This is a genomic window from Mesorhizobium oxytropidicola (assembly GCF_056174625.1).
The window spans coordinates 5,768,932-5,786,043 of sequence record NZ_CM149692.1; the positions used below are offsets into that span (position 1 = coordinate 5,768,932).

11 protein-coding genes and 3 pseudogenes are annotated in these 17,112 nt (G+C 63.6%); 9 read left to right on the forward strand and 5 right to left on the reverse strand.

Going from position 1 to position 17,112, the window contains the following annotated elements:
* Positions 1 to 77: 77 nt before the first annotated feature.
* Positions 78 to 1,097, reverse strand: coding sequence for a sterol desaturase family protein (locus tag AC0V8S_RS29090; protein ID WP_475434878.1), 1,020 nt, complete (start codon positions 1,095 to 1,097; stop codon positions 78 to 80).
* A 269-nt stretch (positions 1,098 to 1,366) separates the two neighbouring features.
* On the opposite strand from AC0V8S_RS29090, the gene AC0V8S_RS29095 reads away from it, so the two are divergent.
* Both AC0V8S_RS29095 and AC0V8S_RS29100 read left to right on the forward strand, forming a co-directional pair.
* Positions 1,367 to 1,834 (forward strand): LacI family DNA-binding transcriptional regulator, encoded by a 468-nt coding sequence (locus AC0V8S_RS29095; RefSeq protein ID WP_475434880.1) that lies wholly within the window; start codon positions 1,367 to 1,369, stop codon positions 1,832 to 1,834.
* Positions 1,801 to 2,403: a substrate-binding domain-containing protein gene (locus AC0V8S_RS29100; protein ID WP_475434881.1), complete on the forward strand. Its 603-nt coding sequence runs from the start codon at positions 1,801 to 1,803 to the stop codon at positions 2,401 to 2,403. The genes AC0V8S_RS29095 and AC0V8S_RS29100 overlap by 34 nt, the downstream gene beginning before the upstream one ends.
* A gap of 34 nt (positions 2,404 to 2,437) precedes the next feature.
* On the opposite strand, the gene AC0V8S_RS29105 is transcribed toward AC0V8S_RS29100, so the two are convergent.
* Entirely contained in the window at positions 2,438 to 3,985 is a 1,548-nt protein-coding gene (locus AC0V8S_RS29105) for a helicase HerA-like C-terminal domain-containing protein (protein WP_475434883.1), read from the reverse strand.
* 289 nt (positions 3,986 to 4,274) lie between these two features.
* Between AC0V8S_RS29105 and AC0V8S_RS29110 the strand changes: the two genes are divergently transcribed.
* Together AC0V8S_RS29110 and scpA are read left to right on the forward strand one after the other, a co-directional pair.
* Positions 4,275 to 5,717, forward strand: a complete 1,443-nt coding sequence (locus AC0V8S_RS29110; RefSeq protein ID WP_183457654.1) for a methylmalonyl-CoA mutase subunit beta — start codon at positions 4,275 to 4,277, stop codon at positions 5,715 to 5,717.
* A pseudogene (gene scpA / locus AC0V8S_RS29115) lies at positions 5,714 to 7,836 on the forward strand (methylmalonyl-CoA mutase). The gene AC0V8S_RS29110 and the pseudogene scpA overlap by 4 nt, the downstream one beginning before the upstream one ends.
* An 11-nt stretch (positions 7,837 to 7,847) precedes the next feature.
* On the opposite strand, the gene greA reads toward scpA, so the two are convergent.
* On the reverse strand, positions 7,848 to 8,321 hold the full coding sequence (gene greA / locus AC0V8S_RS29120; RefSeq protein ID WP_183457650.1) for a transcription elongation factor GreA: 474 nt from the start codon (positions 8,319 to 8,321) through the stop codon (positions 7,848 to 7,850).
* 120 nt (positions 8,322 to 8,441) lie between these two features.
* Here greA and AC0V8S_RS29125 point away from each other — a divergent pair, with 120 nt between their 5' ends.
* Positions 8,442 to 9,818 carry a TIGR03808 family TAT-translocated repetitive protein gene (locus AC0V8S_RS29125; RefSeq protein WP_475434884.1) on the forward strand — a complete coding sequence of 459 codons (1,377 nt, stop codon included), beginning with the start codon at positions 8,442 to 8,444 and terminating at the stop codon, positions 9,816 to 9,818.
* Positions 9,819 to 9,827: 9 nt separating this feature from the next.
* Here the strand turns inward: AC0V8S_RS29125 and AC0V8S_RS29130 are convergent, their stop codons facing one another.
* Together AC0V8S_RS29130 and AC0V8S_RS29135 are read right to left on the reverse strand one after the other, a co-directional pair.
* Positions 9,828 to 10,832 (reverse strand): asparaginase, encoded by a 1,005-nt coding sequence (locus AC0V8S_RS29130; RefSeq protein ID WP_475434886.1) that lies wholly within the window; start codon positions 10,830 to 10,832, stop codon positions 9,828 to 9,830.
* A gap of 80 nt (positions 10,833 to 10,912) precedes the next feature.
* Complete coding sequence (locus tag AC0V8S_RS29135) at positions 10,913 to 12,079, reverse strand: acetyl-CoA acetyltransferase (RefSeq protein WP_095204293.1); 1,167 nt, start codon at positions 12,077 to 12,079, stop codon at positions 10,913 to 10,915.
* A gap of 200 nt (positions 12,080 to 12,279) precedes the next feature.
* On the opposite strand from AC0V8S_RS29135, the gene betI reads away from it, so the two are divergent.
* From betI to betA, 4 genes and pseudogenes are all read left to right on the forward strand, one after another.
* Entirely contained in the window at positions 12,280 to 12,870 is a 591-nt protein-coding gene (gene betI, locus AC0V8S_RS29140) for a choline-binding transcriptional repressor BetI (RefSeq protein ID WP_475434888.1), read from the forward strand.
* Positions 12,867 to 14,395: pseudogene (gene betC / locus AC0V8S_RS29145) on the forward strand (choline-sulfatase). The gene betI and the pseudogene betC overlap by 4 nt, the downstream one beginning before the upstream one ends.
* Entirely contained in the window at positions 14,395 to 15,396 is a 1,002-nt protein-coding gene (locus AC0V8S_RS29150) for a threonine/serine dehydratase (protein ID WP_475434890.1), read from the forward strand. Before betC ends, AC0V8S_RS29150 begins: the two are co-directional and overlap by 1 nt.
* Positions 15,389 to 17,040: pseudogene (betA, locus tag AC0V8S_RS29155) on the forward strand (choline dehydrogenase). The gene AC0V8S_RS29150 and the pseudogene betA overlap by 8 nt, the downstream one beginning before the upstream one ends.
* The last annotated feature ends 72 nt before the right edge of the window (positions 17,041 to 17,112 follow it).

Below are 17,112 nucleotides of genomic sequence, written 5' to 3' on the forward strand. Positions count from 1 at the left end.
GGTTGCCGTCGTCAGACGGGTTAGAAAAAATTGAATTCATCTGCCGACGCGCCTCTCTCCCGTTGCGCGTCGGTAGATCAATGGTTCGCCGCGGCTTTGGCGTTCATGCGTTCCTTCTTTTTCTGGAAGCGGGCGTCCATCATGGCTTCGCCCTCTCGGGTGCCGTCGTGCCAGGTGCCGAACCACCGATCGAGCGGGATCAGGCCGTCGCCGCCATAGTTCACCTCGAAATATTTGTGGTGCAGGTAATGCGTGTAGGCGTGGCTGTTGACGGCCGTGTCCTCGGTCACTTCCAGCTTGTCGAAGCCGAGATGGCCATTGACGGCACCGAAGCCGGCGACATGCAGCTGGAACAGCGCGACGATCGGATTGGACGGGATGATCAGGTGCCAGAAGGCGACCGCGTGATAGAGGAACCCTTCCACCGGATGCATTGACAGCGACGACCAGGGCGACGGGTTGATCGAATTGTGGTGGACCGAATGGATCCAGCGATAGAGCGGTCCCCAGTGGATCAGGCGGTGGATGAAGAAGAAGTGCACCTCGTGGATGGCCGGCGCGACCAGCACCAGGGCGGCGAGGTAGACCGGATGATCCTGCCAGCCGACCCACGGCACGTAGCCATTGGCAAAGCACCAGAGAAAGATGACTTCGACCACCGTCCATAGGGGAATGGTGATGAAGAACGAGCGCATGAAATTATCGAGGTTCTGGCTCTGGAACCAGAAGACGTCGGAGGGCGCATCGGCGGGGAATTTGTGGTTGTACTTGAACCGCGTCGCCTGGGCGCGCTTGATGTAGTAGCGCAGCTCGAAAATGCCGTAGAAGACCAGGATCGCAGCGGCATTGACGGCATAGAGCCACAGCGCCCAGCCCCAGCCGATGGTCTTCATCGTCTCGACGCTCGGCACGATATAGAACCAGTACAGCAGCGCGGTGGCCATGTGGAAGGCATTCCACGGCCAGATATAGCCGGGCAGCCATGCCAGGATCTTCGGCAGCCTTGGCGGGCAGTTCCACAACGGCGCACCCTCGATGCGTCCGTTCGGCTTCCAGTCGCCGCGCTTGTCGCGCACGCCGTATTTGAGATCGTCCATGCAATCCTCCACCCGCAACGCCTTGGGATAGGCCGCACGCGCGCTGCCTCAAACCGCCTGAGGGCGGTGGGCGAAAACCCGTCCGTGCTGTGCTGCTGCTATCCCTGGGCTGGCGGTGCGTCCGCCTTGCTTGCTTTTGACGAGATAAACATCTTGATCCAAAATGAATCAAGAATAGAATGTTTGTTCCAATTGGATTGTGTCATTCATATCAATCTGGCACGGCAAATGATATTTTCGTATCAATTGCTACAAGCGGATGAGACGAAATGGATCAGAACAAGCGGCCGACGATCAAGGATGTAGCCGCCGAGGCGAATGTTTCGGTGGCCACCGTCAACCGGGTGCTGAGCGGCGCTGGCGCCGTCCGCCAGGGCACGCGCGAGCGCGTCAAGCTGGCGGCCGAGCAGATCGGTTTCTACGGCATGGGCGCGTTGCGCAGCCGCGTGGCGGCCGCCCGACCGCGCTACCGGTTCGGTTTCCTGCTGCACCAGCCCGGCCGCGCCTTCTACCGCAACATCGCCGAGGCGCTGCGCGCGGTGGCGCCGACCATGCCCGACTGCGAGATAGAGCTGCGCACGGAGTTTCTGGACGACCTGTCGCCGCAGAATGTCGCCTCGCGGATGCTGGCGCTCGGCACCGAATGCGACGCCGTCGGCGTCGTCGCCGCGGTCCATCCCTCGTCACCCAGGCGGTGGACACGTTGCATGCCCGCAACGTGCCGGTGTTTGCGCTGATCTCGCAGATTTCGGCGACCGGACATGTGCGCTACATCGGACTGGACAATTGGAAGGTCGGCCGCACAGCGGCCTGGGTGTTCGAACATGTCTGCCGCGCGCCCGGCAAGCTCGGCATCCTCGTCGGCAACCACCGCTACCGCTGCCAGGAGATGAACGAGAGCGGCTTTCGCTCCTATTTTCGCGAGCACGCCCCTGGTTTCACCCTGCTCGAGCCGCTGCTGACTTTCGAATCCAGCGCCATCGCGCAGGAGATGACCGAAAAGCTGCTGAACGAAAATCCCGATCTGTCCGGTCTTTATGTCGCCGGCGGCGGCATCACCGGCGCTATTGCCGCCCTGCGCTCCACCGGCAGGGCCGGAAGCCTCGTCGTTGTCGGCTATGAACTGATGGAGTCGACCCGCCCGGCGCTACTCGACGGCACGCTGACCTTCGTCATCTCGCACCCCCTCGCCCGCATCGCGCAAGAGACCCTGGCTGGCATGATCCGCGCTGTCTCAGCGCCGAACGAAAGCGGGAGTTTTACAAACATCCTGCCCTTCGAGATCTACACCCGCGAAAACATCTAGCGAGCCGCGCCCGATTCGCTGCCCTGGGCGCGGCTCAACGCCCTCGCGACAGGCTTCCCAGGATCCCGCGCACGATGGCGCGTCCGACCGACGAGCCGACCGAGCGCACCACCGACTTGATCGCGGCTTCAGCCACCGTCTGGCGATTGGAGGGGCGCGGCGCCGGTGCGCGGCGGCCACCGGACTGCGGTGCGGGATCATCATTGCCGAAGCCTGGAATGGTCCAGCGCGAACCGCCAGTGCCCGCCTGCTGCGCCTGCTCTTCGGCGTCCTGTGCCTCCCTGGTCTTCTTCTGCAGGATCTCGAAGGCCGATTCGCGGTCGATGACCTGGTCGTACTGGCCGGCGACGGGGCTCTCCGCGATCAGCTTCTGCCGCTCGGCGGGGGTTATCGGCCCGAGCCGCGACGACGGCGGACGGATCAAGGTGCGTTGAACCATGGATGGAACACCCTTGTCCTCAAGTGTCGAGACCAGCGCCTCGCCGGTGGCGAGCTGGGTGATGGTGGTGGCGCAGTCGAAATCGGGATTCGGCCGGAACGTCTCGGCTGCTGTCCTCACCGCCTGCTGCTCACGCGGCGTATAGGCGCGCAGCGCGTGCTGAACACGGTTGCCGAGCTGGGCCAGCACCTTCTCGGGGATATCGAGGGGATTCTGCGTGACGAAATAGACGCCGACGCCTTTCGAACGGATCAGGCGGACCACCTGCTCGACGCGGTCGATCAGCACCTTTGGCGCCTCGTCGAACAGCAGATGCGCCTCGTCGAAGAAGAACACCAGCTTCGGCTGGTCGGGATCTCCTACTTCGGGCAGTTCCTCGAACAGCTCCGACATCAGCCAGAGCAGGAAGGTCGCGTAGAGCCGCGGGTTCATCATCAGCTTGTCGGCGGCCAGCACGCTGACGGCGCCCCGGCCGTCACGTGTGGTGCGCATGATGTCGGCGATTCGCAGGGCCGGTTCGCCGAAGAAGTTCGCCGCGCCCTGCTGCTCCAGCACCAGCAGCGTGCGCTGGATGGCGCCCACCGACGGCTTGGTGACATTGCCATAGCGCGCGCTGATCTCTTCGGCGCGCTCGGCGATGTTGGCCAGCAACGCCTGCAGGTCCTTGAGGTCGAGAAGCAGCAGACCCTCTTCATCGGCAATGCGGAAGGCAATGTTCATGATGCCTTCCTGCGCGTCTGTCAGGTTCATCAGCCGCGACAGGAGCAGCGGTCCCATTTCCGAGATGGTGGCTCGGATCGGATGGCCCTGCTCGCCGAACAGGTCCCAGAAGATGACGGGGAATTCCTGAAAGTCGTAGGGGTCGAGCTTGACCTGCGCGGCCCGCTTGACCAGGAAATCCTGCGCCGTGCCCATCATGGCGATGCCCGACAGGTCCCCCTTGATGTCGGCGCAGAACACCGGCACGCCGGCATTCGAAAACCCTTCGGCCAGAATCTGCAAGGAGACGGTCTTGCCGGTGCCGGTGGCCCCGGTCACCAGACCATGCCGATTCCCATACTGCAGCAGCAATTCCTCGGGGCGCTGATAGCTGTCGTCGGGCTTGCGGCTGGCGCCGATGAAAATACTGGTGTCGTCAGCCATATCCAGGGTCTCCGCAAATTGATGTGTCAAAAGCCAGCCTTTGCCCGAAGGTATAGTGAGGCTGTTGCACAGCGACAATGACAATTGTCCAAAGCGGGCCTATCGCCGAAATCGGATTTTTGGAACTTGCGGATTTTGCTGGCGTTTGGCAATCGTTCATGGTTCGTCCACGCAAGCCGACCTATATCCAATGGATCGCATTCGGACCCGGGACGTGCATTGCGATAACCGACCGGGGACCGTAGACTGAACCGCCCGGCTGGTGCGGCCACATGAATGAGGAAGATGGATGGGCGCCGGAGCCTTGACCAAGGATGCAGAACCTGTGAACGCGGAGCGCCAGCGTTGGCTGGCCTTGGCGGAAAAGGCGTTGGCCGGCGCATCCTTCGAGGAAAAGCTGGTTTCGCACACCGACGACACCATCCGCATCGAGCCGCTCTACGACCGTTCGACCGGGGCCGAGCCGATCGTGCGCGCGAATCCCCGATCGCCCTGGATCGTCAGCCAGCGCGTCGATGATCCTGATGTCGATCGCGCCAAGGCGCAGGTCCTGGACGATATCGCGCAGGGCGCAACGGGACTGTCGCTTGTCTTCGAAGGTGCTCCGAACGCATTCGGCTACGGTCTGCCGAGGACTGCACAGGCGCTGGAGACGGTGCTGGAAGGCGTGCCCCTCAACCGGATCCAGATCCGCATCGACACCCACCCCTGGAGCCGCCCCATGGCCGACTGGCTGGTGGCGTTCCTGAGCAAGCGCCGCTCCGACCCGGCAAAACTCAACCTGTCCTTCGGCATCGATCCGGCGGCTATCCTTGCCGGCACCGGCCGGCTGCGCATGTCGATCGAGGCGCTGCAGGAATCGATGCCGCAATCGCTGGCACATTTCTTCTCGATGGGCGTTCCGGGCGTGCTGCTGGAGGCAGACGGTCGCGTCTTCCACAATGCCGGCGCCACGGAGGCGCAGGAGCTCGGCATCATGCTGGCTTCGGCTGTCTCGTATCTCAGAATGTTCGAGAAGGCGCGGCAACCGCTCGTCTATGCAGCACCGCATATCGGCTTCGCGCTCAGCGTCGACCAGGACCAGTTCCTGTCGATGGCCAAGGTCCGGGCGCTGCGCAGGCTGTGGGCACGGGTGCAGGAGGCCTGCTCGATCCCCAACTCGACAGCCAACATCCATGCCGAGACTTCCTTTCGCATGATGACGGCTTTGGACCCGGAGACCAACATCCTGCGCACGACGATCGGCTGTTTCGCCGCGGCGGCGGGGGGAGCCGATTCGATCTCCATCCTGCCGCATACGATCGCGCACGGCCTGCCGGCGCCTTTTGCCCGCCGCGTCGCGCGCAACGCGCAGCTGATCATGGCCAATGAAAGCCATGTCGACCATGTCGCCGATCCCGCCTATGGGTCCGGCGCGGTCGAAGCGCTGACGTCAGACCTTTGCGAAGCCGCCTGGGCGGAGCTGCAGACGATCGAGGCCGAGGGAGGTGTGCTGTTCAGCCTTCGGGACGGACACATCCAGAAGCGCGTTCGCGCCGCGGCCGCTCGGCGCGACGCCGCCTTTAAGTCCGGTGAGCGGGCGATCATCGGCACAACGCTCTATCCGCAGAAGGCCGAGCGTCCGGTCGAGACGCTGGACGCACAGCAGCGGCCTGCCTTCATCGAAGGCGTCGTCCTGTGCGAACCTCTCCCTCCTGTTCGCATCGACCAATCCATCGGGGCCGCCTCTTGATTCCGGATTTCAGTCAGGTCGGCTGGGCGCCACCGCGTCGCGCGCCGGTCGAGGTCAAGGGCCAGCAGGTGACGCCAGAAGGCCTTGTCGTCAAGCATCTCTACAATCAGGGCGATCTCAAGGGTCTGCCGCATCTCGACACCTATCCGGGCCTGCCGCCCTTCGTGCGCGGCCCCTACCCGACCATGTATGTCCAGCAGTCCTGGACGATCCGGCAATATGCCGGTTTCTCCACGGCCGAGGAGTCCAACGCCTTTTACCGGCGCAATCTTGCCGCCGGCCAGAAAGGCCTGTCGGTCGCCTTCGATCTCGCCACACATCGCGGCTATGACAGCGACCACCCGCGCGTTGCCGGCGATGTCGGTATGGCGGGCGTCGCCATCGATTCCATCCTCGACATGCGACAGCTCTTCGACGGCATTCCACTCGGTGACATGACGGTGTCGATGACGATGAACGGCGCGGTGCTGCCGATCATGGCGCTTTACATCGTCGCGGCTGAGGAACAGGGCGTTGCGCAGAAGGATCTGGCCGGAACCATTCAGAACGACGTCTGAAGGAGTTCATGGTCCGCAACACTTACATCTATCCGCCGAAACCCTCGATGCGGATCGTTTCGGACATCTTCTCCTACACGTCGAAGAACATGCCGAAGTTCAATTCGATATCGATCTCCGGCTACCACATGCAGGAAGCCGGGGCGACGGCCGACCTGGAGCTCGCCTACACGATCGCCGACGGCATCGAATATGCCCGCGCCGGTGTCGCGGCGGGCCTCGATATCGATCGCTTCGCGCCACGCTTGTCCTTCTTCTGGGCGATCGGCATGAATTTCTTCATGGAAGTCGCCAAGCTCAGGGCCGCGCGCCTGCTGTGGGCGACGCTGATGAAGAAGAATTTTGCGCCGAAGGACGAGCGCTCGCTGTCGCTGCGCACCCATTGCCAGACGTCCGGCTGGTCGCTGACGGCGCAGGACCCGTACAACAACATCATCCGCACCATGATCGAGGCGATGGCCGCGACCCAAGGGCATACCCAGTCGCTGCACACCAATTCCTTCGACGAGGCGATGGCGCTGCCGACCGACCATTCGGCGCGCATCGCCCGCAACACGCAGCTCATCCTGCAGAAGGAATCCGGCACTACGCGCATCATCGATCCGTGGGGCGGCTCGGCCTATCTCGAACGGCTGACCCACGACCTGGCGGCGCGCGCGCTGAGCCATATCGAGGAGATCGAGGCTCTCGGCGGCATGGCCGCCGCGACCGAGCAAGGCATCCCGAAGCTGCGCATCGAGGAAGCGGCGGCGCGCACGCAGGCGCGCATCGATTCCGGCGAGCAGATGCTGGTCGGCGTCAATGCGCATCGCCCCGAGAATGATATCGAGGTCGATGTGCTGAAAATCGACAATGCCGAAGTCAGGGCCCGGCAATTGTCGAAGCTGCAGCGGCTGAAGGGCACGCGCGAGGTTGCCGCCGTCGAAAGCGCGCTCGATGCGCTGACCCGCGCTGCACAGGGCAATGAGAACCTGCTGGAGTTCGCCATCCGCGCCGCGCGCGCCAATGCCACAGTCGGCGAGATTTCGTTTGCGCTCGAAAGAGCCTTTGGCCGCCACGTCGCTGTGGTGCAGACCATTTCCGGCGTCTATCGCAAGGCGCTTGGCGACAATCCCGTGGTCGACGGGCTGCAGGACAAGCTCGCAGCTTTCGAGAAGAAAAACGGCGGCAAGCCGCGCATCCTCGTTGCCAAGATGGGACAGGACGGCCACGACCGCGGGCAGAAGGTGATCGCCACGGCCTTCGCCGATCTCGGCTTCGACGTCACCGTCGGCGCGATGTTCCAGACACCGGAAGAGATCGCGAAACTGGCGGTCCAGCACGACGTCCATATCATCGGCGCCTCGTCGCTGGCGGCAGGCCATCTGACGCTGATACCGGAGTTGCGCGACGCGCTGAAGAAGCTTGGTCGAGGCGACATGCTGATCGTGGCGGGCGGCGTCATCCCGCCGCAGGATTACGACGCGGTGCTGCAAGCCGGCGCGGCGGAAATCTTCCCGCCGGGGACGGTTATTCCCGAGGCGGCGGACCGGTTGATGGATCGGCTGCTGGCAGCCAACTAGGCTATGCTACTCTAACTGTCCGACAGCTTGACGATTTCCCATTCCTTGCCGTTGACCGCAGCCAGGTCGCCGACCTTCTTGCCGAACAGGGCGACCGCCATCGGCGACACATGCGAAATCGTGCCCTTGGTGGGATCGGCCTCGTCCTCGCCGACGATCTTCCAGTGCACCTTCTTGCCGTCATCGCCTTCCAGCGTGACGCCCATGCCGAAACGGACGACGTCGCTGCCGGGCTCCGGCACGGAAAGCTCGGCGTTTTCGCGCCGGGCGGTCCAATAGCGCAAATCCCGCGACACCACCGCGATGCGCTCGCGATCGGCTTTCTTCTCGGCTTTCGCCAGAATGTCGCGCAGATCGGCCAGATTGTCTTCGATCTGCGCCAGGCCGCGCTCGGTCACCAGATTGCGGTGCGTGCTGATCGGCCGCTCACCAACACCAGCAATGGCATTCTCGCTGTCTTCTTCGCGGGTAAAAGCTCTGCTCATTGCCTGAACTTAGGCGCCGAGTGGCCACTCGACAAGCCATTGTCGATGCTTCGCGAAAAGGAACAGAATATCTGGCACGATTCCTGCGACATCGGAGATGAACACTGGGATTCTGTGCCGATGTTGAACAGACGAACGCTGCTGACGCAAACCGCCGGCTTTGCCGTGATGGGCCTCGCGCTTGGCAAGGCGGCGGCAGCCAGCCTGACCGGTATCGAAAAAGCTTCGATGCGCGGCTCGATCAATGCCACCGAACTCGGCGTACAACCCGGCACCTTCGACGATCAGAGCAAGGCCTTTGCCAAGCTGCTGCGTGACTCGAACGACCGCGATATACCGGCGTTCCTGCCGGCAGGCACCTATGTGGTGTCCAATCTCTCGCTGCCCGGCCGCGTGCGTCTTTCCGGCGTGCCGGGCGCCACGCGGATCGTCTATGGCGGCGACGGTCACCTCTTCATGGCCGAACAGGCCGATCATATCGAACTCAGCGGACTGGTCTTCGACGGTTCGAACCGCTCGATGGGCGACTATGCACAAGGGCTGCTCGATCTGCGCCGGGTCGGCCATCTCGTCGTCGACAATTGCCAGATAACCGGCAGCGGCAAGAACGGACTGGCGCTGGAACATGTGGCAGGCCGCATCGAACGCTCGGACATATCGGGCGCGGCGGACGCCGGCATCTATTCGGTCGAGGCAGCCGGGCTGGCAATCACGGACAACACCGTCTTCGACTGCGCCAATGGCGGCATTCTCGTGCATCGCTGGCAGGCGGCGGAGGACGGCACCATGGTTGCCGGCAACCGTGTCGAACGCATCGGCGCGCGCAGCGGCGGAACCGGCCAGAACGGCAATGGCATCAATGCCTTCCGCGCCGGCAACGTCATCATCTCAGGCAATGTCGTTTCGGACTGCGCTTTCTCGGCGATCCGCGCCAACAGTTCCAGCAATTTGCAGATTTCAGGCAACACCTGCTCGCGCTCGGGCGAGACCGCGGTCTATTCCGAATTCTCCTTCGAGGGCGCCGTCATCAGCAACAACATCGTCGACGGCGCGGCCAACGGCATCTCGATCGTCAACTTCAACGAAGGCGGTCGCATGGGTGTCTGCTCCGGCAACATCGTGCGCAATCTGTCGACCAGCGGCGCCTACACCGCCGATCCGCCCGGCTTCGGCGTCGGCATCGCCGTCGAGGCGGACACCATCGCTTCCAACAACGTCATCGAGAATGCGCCGCTCTACGGCATGTCGATCGGCTGGGGACCGTATCTGCGCAATGTCGTGGCCACCGGCAACATCATCCGCAAGGCCGGCACGGGCATCGTCGTCAGCGTGGTCGAAGGCGCCGGCACGGCCGTCATCTCCGACAACGTCATCGACGGCGCGTTGAACGGCGCCGTCATCGGTCAGCGCTGGGCCGAGCCGGTCACAGCAGACCTGACCCAACTGAGCAACAGCGGCTTTGCGCATTTGACCGTTGAGCGCAACCGCGTCAGTTGAGGGCAATTTTCAATTCAAGGCTGGTGTCGGCCTCAGCGCTCCGACCTTGGCGCCGATCCGGCTTTCAATCGGCGCGTTCGCCAGTTCAATAAGCTTCGCCGCCAGAGCCTCGTCCGCACGCAGCAGCTTGGCGAGCACGGCGGCGACCATAGCTTCACTGGCGCGGCCGGCGCCATCATCGCATTTGATCGCGATGCCGAGGCCAAGTTCAGGTATCGCGCTGCAGTGGACGCCTTCGGCGCCGCCTTTCGCAAAGATCCGGCCCGGTGCTGCTTCCATCAGGGCGACGTCTTCGCGGCCGGTGCCGGCGACAAAGAAGGGCTCCGCCATGCAGGCTGAGAGCAGCCGCTTCGCCGCCTTGGCCCGTTCTGGACCAAAACCGTTTGTCGTCGCCATGCGGGCAAAGCCGAGCGCGAAACTCCTGAGCGGCACCGCATAGGTCGGGATCGAGCAGCCGTCGGTGGCCCGCTCATCGGCGCCGTGGACAGCGCCGGTGACCGACTGCATGGCGTCGCGCACCATCTCTTGCAGTGCGTGACCCGCCTTGACGTAGCCACGGTGCGCAATGCCGGAGTGCACGCAGGTGCAGAGGAAGCCGGAATGCTTACCTGAGCAGTTGTTGTGCAGCGCATTGGGCAAATCGCCGGTGCGGGCGAGTGCTATCTCGGCGACGTGGTTCGAGGGCCAATGCGCGCCGCATTCAAGCGCTGACTTGTCCAACCCGGCCTTGGCCAGCATGGACCGCGCCAGTTCGACATGCGCCGGCTCGCCCGAATGCGAGGCGCAGGCCAGCGCCAGTTCACGATTGCCGAAGCCATAGGCATCGGCGGCACCCGTTTCGACCAGCGGCAAGGCCTGGATGGCCTTGACCGCCGAGCGCGGAAACACCGGCTTCGAGGTGTCGCCGATCTCCAGGACCGGCTTGCCATCGGCATCGAAGACCGCGACGGCACCGCGATGCGCGCTCTCGACGATCGCACCGCGCAAGACTTCGATCAGAACCGGATTTGTCATGAACCCTCCCGCCAAATCCCAGTGTTACAGCGTCCTTTGCGCGCGCCCCAAAAGGCGCGCCGCGCTGTAATGCGGGCGGTTTACCTGATCCGGTCGAGAATGGAAACGTAGTTGGCGACGGCCGCGCCACCCATGTTGAAGATGCCGCCAAGCTTCGCGCCCGGCACCTGGATGCCGCCGGCTTCGCCGACAAGCTGCATGGCGGTCAAGACATGCATGGAGACGCCGGTGGCGCCGATCGGATGGCCCTTGGCCTTGAGCCCACCGGAGGGATTGACCGGCAGGCGGCCGTCCTTTGCTGTCGTGCCGTCCAGCGCCAGTTTGGCGCCCTCGCCCGGCTTGGCCAGGCCCATCGCCTCGTATTCGATCAGCTCGGCAATGGTGAAGCAGTCATGCGTCTCGACGAAGGACAGATCGTCGAGCGTCACGCCGGCGTTCTTCAGCGCCCGGGTCCAGGCCTGCTCGCAGCCTTCGAAGGACAGGATGTCGCGCTTCGACATTGGCAGAAAATCCTGCACATGCTCGTTGGCGCGGAAGGCGACCGCACGGCGCATCTTCAGCGCTGTTGCCGTGTCGGCAAGGATCAGAGCAGCAGCACCGTCGGAGACCAGCGAACAGTCGGTGCGCTTCAGCGGGCCAGCGACGAAGGGATTCTTCTCGCTCTCTTGCCGGCAGAATTCATAGCCGAAATCCTTGCGCATCTGCGCATAGGGGTTGTCGACGCCGTTCTTGTGGTTCTTGGCGGCGATCATAGCGAGCGCATCGGACTGGTCGCCATAGCGCTGGAAATAGGCCTGCGCGATCTTGCCGAAGACGCCAGCGAAGCCCGCAGGCGTCTCGCCGTCCTCGGGCAGATAGGACGCTTTCAGCAGGTTCTTGCCGATTTCCGGACCGGGCGTCGTCGTCATCTGTTCGGCGCCGACCACCAGCACGATGCGGGCCGCGTTGGCGTCGATAGCGCGGATGCCTTGCCGGACCGCCGCCGATCCGGTGGCGCAAGCATTTTCGACACGCGTCGCCGGCTTGAAGCGCAGCCGGTCGTCGGCCTGAAGCACCAGGCTGGCGGTGAAATCCTGTGCCGAAAAGCCGGCGTTGAAATGGCCAAGCACGATCTCGTCGACTTCGTCCGGGCCGATGCCGGCATGGTCGAGCGCGTCCGTCGCGACCTTGACGATCAGGTTTTCGAGCGTCTCGCCCTCAAGCTTGCCGAAGCGCGAATGCGCCCAGCCGACGATGCATGCGGTCATGGCGGTCTCCATCCTTGGCGCCAGCCTAACATACCGGGCTCATGGCGCACTTCGCCTTTATTGTTCAAATATAAACATTCTCACCCAGGCCGTGAAGGGCCGCAAGCCGACAATCGCTTGGTACAGGTCGTGGTCGTGTCGATTTTTTGTTGATTGACCCGTCAATAAAAAATAATCTACGCGCAAAAATCGGGAACAGCATGCCGAAAGTCGGAATGGAGCCACTGCGCCGCAAGGCGCTTATCGACGCGACGATCTCTGCGATCGGCGAGCGCGGCTCGCTTGACGTGACCATGTCCGAGATCGCCGGCCGCGCCGGTGTGTCCTCCGCACTTGCCCATCATTATTTCGGCGCCAAGGACGAATTGCTGCTGGCGACGATGCGCCACATCTTGGCCGAGCTGACCGCGGACACACTTCGCGCCCTTGGTTCCGCGACGACTCCTCGTCAGCGCGTCTCCGCCGTTGTGGCCGTCAATTTCTCCGATCTGCAGTTCCAGCCTGAAACCATCGCCGCCTGGCTTGCCTTCTATGTCGAGGCGCAGAAATCGTCGGCTTTGCGCCGGCTGCTCAGGGTCTATGCAAGGCGGCTGCATTCGAACCTGATGAGTGGGCTGACCGGCATCCTGCCCAGGGCCGAAGCCGACCGCGCCGCCGAAGCGACGGCGGCGATGATCGACGGGCTCTACATCAGGCGGGCGCTGAAGGACGGCGTGCCCAACGCGGCGACCGCGATCGCGCTGGTCGAGGACTATCTCGAAACCAAACTCGGCGAGCGGCACAAACAGTGACAGCGAAGCGACCCAATTTCCTGATCGTCATGGTCGATCAGCTCAACGGGACTTTTTTCCCGATGGCCCGGCAGGCTTCCTGCATGCGCCGCATCTGAAGGCGCTCGCGGCGCGTTCGGCTCGTTTCAAGAACAACTACACCGCCTCGCCTCTCTGCGCGCCGGGCCGCGCCTCGTTCATGAGCGGCCAGTTGCCGTCGCGCACCGAGGTTTATGACAACGCCGCCGAATTCGCGTCGTCGATCCCGACCTTTGCCCATCATCTGCGCGCTGACGGCTATCACACAGTTCTGTCGGGCAAGATGCATTTTGTCGGCCCCGACCAGTTGCATGGGTTCGAGGAGCGGCTGACCACCGACATCTATCCCGCTGATTTCGGCTGGACACCGGACTACCGCAAGCCCGGCGAGCGCATCGACTGGTGGTATCACAATCTGGGCTCGGTGACCGGCGCCGGCGTCGCCGAAATCTCGAACCAGATGGAATATGACGACGAGGTCGCTTTCCACGCGGTGCAGAAGCTCTACGACTTCGCCCGCGTCTCCGACGATGCCGCGCACCGGCCCTGGTGCCTGACCGTTTCCTTCACCCATCCGCACGATCCCTATGTGGCGCGGCGGCGGTATTGGGATCTTTACGAGGATTGCCCGGCTCTGGAGCCAGAGATCGGTTTCATCCCGTACGACAAGCAGGATCCGCATTCGCAGCGGCTCTACAAGGCTTCCGACTACGACAGTTTCGACATCACGGCAGAACAGATCCGCCGCTCGCGGCGCGGCTATTTCGCCAACATCTCCTACCTCGATGACAAGGTCGGCGAGTTGCTGTCGGTGCTCGAGCGCACGCGCATGCTCGACGACACGATCATCCTGTTCTGCTCGGACCATGGCGACATGCTCGGCGAGCGCGGCCTGTGGTTCAAGATGTGCTTCTTCGAGGGTTCGGCGCGGGTGCCGCTGATGATCGCCGGCAAGGGCGTGCCGGCCGGCCTGATCGAGGCGCCGGTGTCCAATCTCGACGTGACGCCGACGCTGTGCGATCTCGCCGGCATCGACATGGGCGCAATCGCGCCATGGACCGACGGCCAGTCGCTGCTGCCGCTGCTGAATGGAAAGCCACGCACGGCGCCGGTGCTGATGGAATATGCGGCCGAGGGCTCCAACGCGCCATTGGTGGCCATCCGCGAGGGCCGCTACAAGTTCGTCCATTGCGAGATCGATCCGCCGCAACTCTATGATATCGAAGCCGACCCGCATGAATTGAGCAATCTTGCCACCGATCCGGCGCATGCCGATCGGGTGGCGGCTTTCCTGGAAAAGGTGCGCGCGCGGTGGGACATGGCGGCCTTCGACGCCGCCGTGCGTGCCAGCCAGGCACGGCGCTGGGTGGTCTATCCGGCGCTGCGCAACGGCACGCACTATCCCTGGGAATTCCAGCCGCTGCAGAAGGCGTCGGAACGCTACATGCGCAACCACATGGATCTCAACGTGCTCGAAGAGCAGAAACGATTCCCGCGAGGCGAATGATGACAGACCTTCTTGTCCCTTCGCTGGCTCATCTCAAACAGGCCTATGCCGTCACCTCCAAGGCGACGCAGATCACGCCGCTGCTGGAATCGACGGCGCTTGCCAGAGAGACGGGTGCTGCCCGCGTCTTCATCAAGCCGGAATCGCTGCAATGGGCCGGGTCTTTCAAGGTACGCGGTGCCTATTGGCGGCTGAAGCGGCTGTCGGCCGACGAGGCGAGGAAGGGCGTCGTCGCCTATTCCTCCGGCAATTTCGCGCAAGGGCTGGCGGCTGCCGGCCAGGCGCTCGGCATTCCAGTCACCATCGTCATGCCGATCGACGCGCCGGCCGCCAAGCGCGACGCGACCGCGGGCTATGGCGCGCGCGTCGTGCTGACCGATCACGGCGAGCGGGCGCGTGAAGAGGTCGCCGCCGCCAAGGCGCGCGAGATCGCCGAGACGGAAGGGCTGGCCTTGCTGCATCCGTTCGACGATCCGGAGATCGTCGCCGGCCAGGCGGGCGCCGGCCTCGAAGCGCTAGACCAGCTCGAGGCCAAGAGCGCCAGCGCCGACCTGTTGTTCTGCTCGGTCGGCGGCGGTGGGCTGATCGGCGGCGTTTCGCTCGCCTTCCACTATTTGTCGCCGGCGACCGAGATCATCGGCGTCGAGCCGGAAGGTTTCAATGGCATGGGCTCGTCGCTGGCGCATGGCAGCATCGAGACGATGCCGATCGGGCCGAAATCGATCTGCGACGGGCTGATGTCGCGGCGGCCTGGCGATGCGCCGTTCGCGGCGGTCAAGACAGCGGGTGTTCGCGGCATCACTGTCGACGACCAGTCGGTGCGGCGGGCGATGAAGATCGCCTTCGAGCGGATGAAACTAGTGCTGGAGCCGTCTGGGGCTGCGTCACTCGCGGCGCTGCTCGGCGGCAAAGTGGATGTGGCGGGTAAGACCGTCCTTGTTGTGGCTACCGGCGGCAATGTCTCGCTCGCCGATTTTATGGCGCATATGAACCATGCTTGAAGCGGATTTCGTCATCATCGGCTCCGGCTCGGCCGGCTCGGCCATGGCCTATCGCCTGTCGGAGGACGGCAAGCATTCGGTCATCGTCATCGAATTCGGCGGCAGCGATATCGGGCCGCTGATCCAGATGCCGTCGGCGCTGTCGATCCCGCTCAATATGAACCTCTATGACTGGGGCTTTGCCAGCGAGCCGGAGCCGCATCTCGGCGGCCGCGTGCTGGCGACGCCGCGCGGCAAGGTCATCGGCGGCTCGTCCTCGATCAACGGCATGGTCTATGTACGCGGCCATGCCCGCGACTTGACCATTGGGCCGAAGAGGGTGCAACGGGTTGGGGCTTTGCCGACGTGCTCCCCTACTTCAAGCGCATGGAGGACAATGACGGCGGCGAGGATGGTTGGCGCGGGCATAGCGGGCCGCTGCATGTCCAGCGCGGCTCGCGTAAAAATCCGCTCTACGGCGCCTTCGTCGAAGCGGGCCGCCAGGCCGGGTTCGAACTGACCGATGACTACAACGGCTCCAAGCAGGAAGGCTTTGGGCCGATGGAGCAGACCATTCGCGGCGGCCGCCGCTGGTCGGCAGCGAGCGCCTATCTGAAGCCGGCTCTCAAACGCAGGAATGTTAGCCTGCTCAAGGGTTTCGCCCGTCGGGTGATCATCGAGAATCAACGCGCCGTCGGCGTCGAGATCGAAGCTCACAAACAGATTCAGGTCGTTAAGGCGCGACGTGAGGTGATCGTCGCCGCCTCGTCGATCAATTCGCCCAAGATCCTGATGCTATCGGGCATCGGCCCGGCCGAGCATTTGCGCGAAAACGGCATTGCCGTGGTCGCCGACCGGCCCGGCGTCGGCCGCAACCTGCAGGACCATATGGAGCTTTATATCCAGCAGGAATCGACCAAGCCGATCACCCTGAATTCGGTGCTGAACCCGTTCTCGAAGGCGCTGATCGGGGCGCAGTGGTTGTTCTTCAAGTCGGGTCTCGGCGCCACCAATCATTTCGAGGCGGCGGCCTTCGTGCGCTCGCACGCCGGTGTCGATTATCCTGATATCCAGTATCACTTCATCCCGGCGGCGGTGCGCTATGACGGCAAGGCGGCGGCGAAGTCGCACGGCTTCCAGGCGCATGTCGGGCCGATGCGGTCGAAGTCGCGCGGCTCGGTGACGCTGCGCTCGCCGGACCCGAAAGCGAAGCCGGTCATCCGCTTCAACTACATGTCGCATCCGGACGACTGGACCGAGTTCCGTCACTGCATCCGGCTGACTCGCGAGATCTTTGGCCAGTCGGCCTTCGACGCCTATCGCGGCCAGGAAATCTCGCCGGGCAGCCATGTGCAGTCGGACGACGATCTCGATGTCTTCATTCGCGACCATGCCGAGAGCGCCTACCACCCTTGCGGCACCTGCAAGATGGGCCGCTCCGACGACCTGATGAGCGTCGTCGATCCGGAATGCCGGGTCATCGGTGTCCACGGATTGCGGGTCGCCGATTCCTCGATCTTCCCGCGTGTCACCAACGGCAACCTCAATGCGCCGTCGATCATGACCGGCGAGAAGGCGTCCGACCACATCCTTGGCCGCACGCCACTGGCGCCGTCCAACCAGGAACCATGGATCAATCCGCGCTGGCAGACCTCGGACAGATAGCGCATGATCCACGCGGCAAATCGAGCTGCCCGATAGATTGAGCCGCCCATTTGGGCGCCGGACCACTTGGAG

Bases quoted from the DNA above. Each gene is read 5' to 3' on its own strand.
- AC0V8S_RS29090 (WP_475434878.1), bottom strand. From the start codon at position 1,097: ATGGACGATCTCAAATACGGCGTGCGCGACAAGCGCGGCGACTGGAAG.
- AC0V8S_RS29095 (WP_475434880.1), top strand. From the start codon at position 1,367: ATGGATCAGAACAAGCGGCCGACGATCAAGGATGTAGCCGCCGAGGCG.
- AC0V8S_RS29105 (WP_475434883.1), bottom strand. From the start codon at position 3,985: ATGGCTGACGACACCAGTATTTTCATCGGCGCCAGCCGCAAGCCCGAC.
- AC0V8S_RS29110 (WP_183457654.1), top strand. From the start codon at position 4,275: ATGGGCGCCGGAGCCTTGACCAAGGATGCAGAACCTGTGAACGCGGAG.
- greA (WP_183457650.1), bottom strand. From the start codon at position 8,321: ATGAGCAGAGCTTTTACCCGCGAAGAAGACAGCGAGAATGCCATTGCT.
- AC0V8S_RS29125 (WP_475434884.1), top strand. From the start codon at position 8,442: ATGTTGAACAGACGAACGCTGCTGACGCAAACCGCCGGCTTTGCCGTG.
- AC0V8S_RS29130 (WP_475434886.1), bottom strand. From the start codon at position 10,832: ATGACAAATCCGGTTCTGATCGAAGTCTTGCGCGGTGCGATCGTCGAG.
- AC0V8S_RS29135 (WP_095204293.1), bottom strand. From the start codon at position 12,079: ATGACCGCATGCATCGTCGGCTGGGCGCATTCGCGCTTCGGCAAGCTT.
- betI (WP_475434888.1), top strand. From the start codon at position 12,280: ATGCCGAAAGTCGGAATGGAGCCACTGCGCCGCAAGGCGCTTATCGAC.
- AC0V8S_RS29150 (WP_475434890.1), top strand. From the start codon at position 14,395: ATGACAGACCTTCTTGTCCCTTCGCTGGCTCATCTCAAACAGGCCTAT.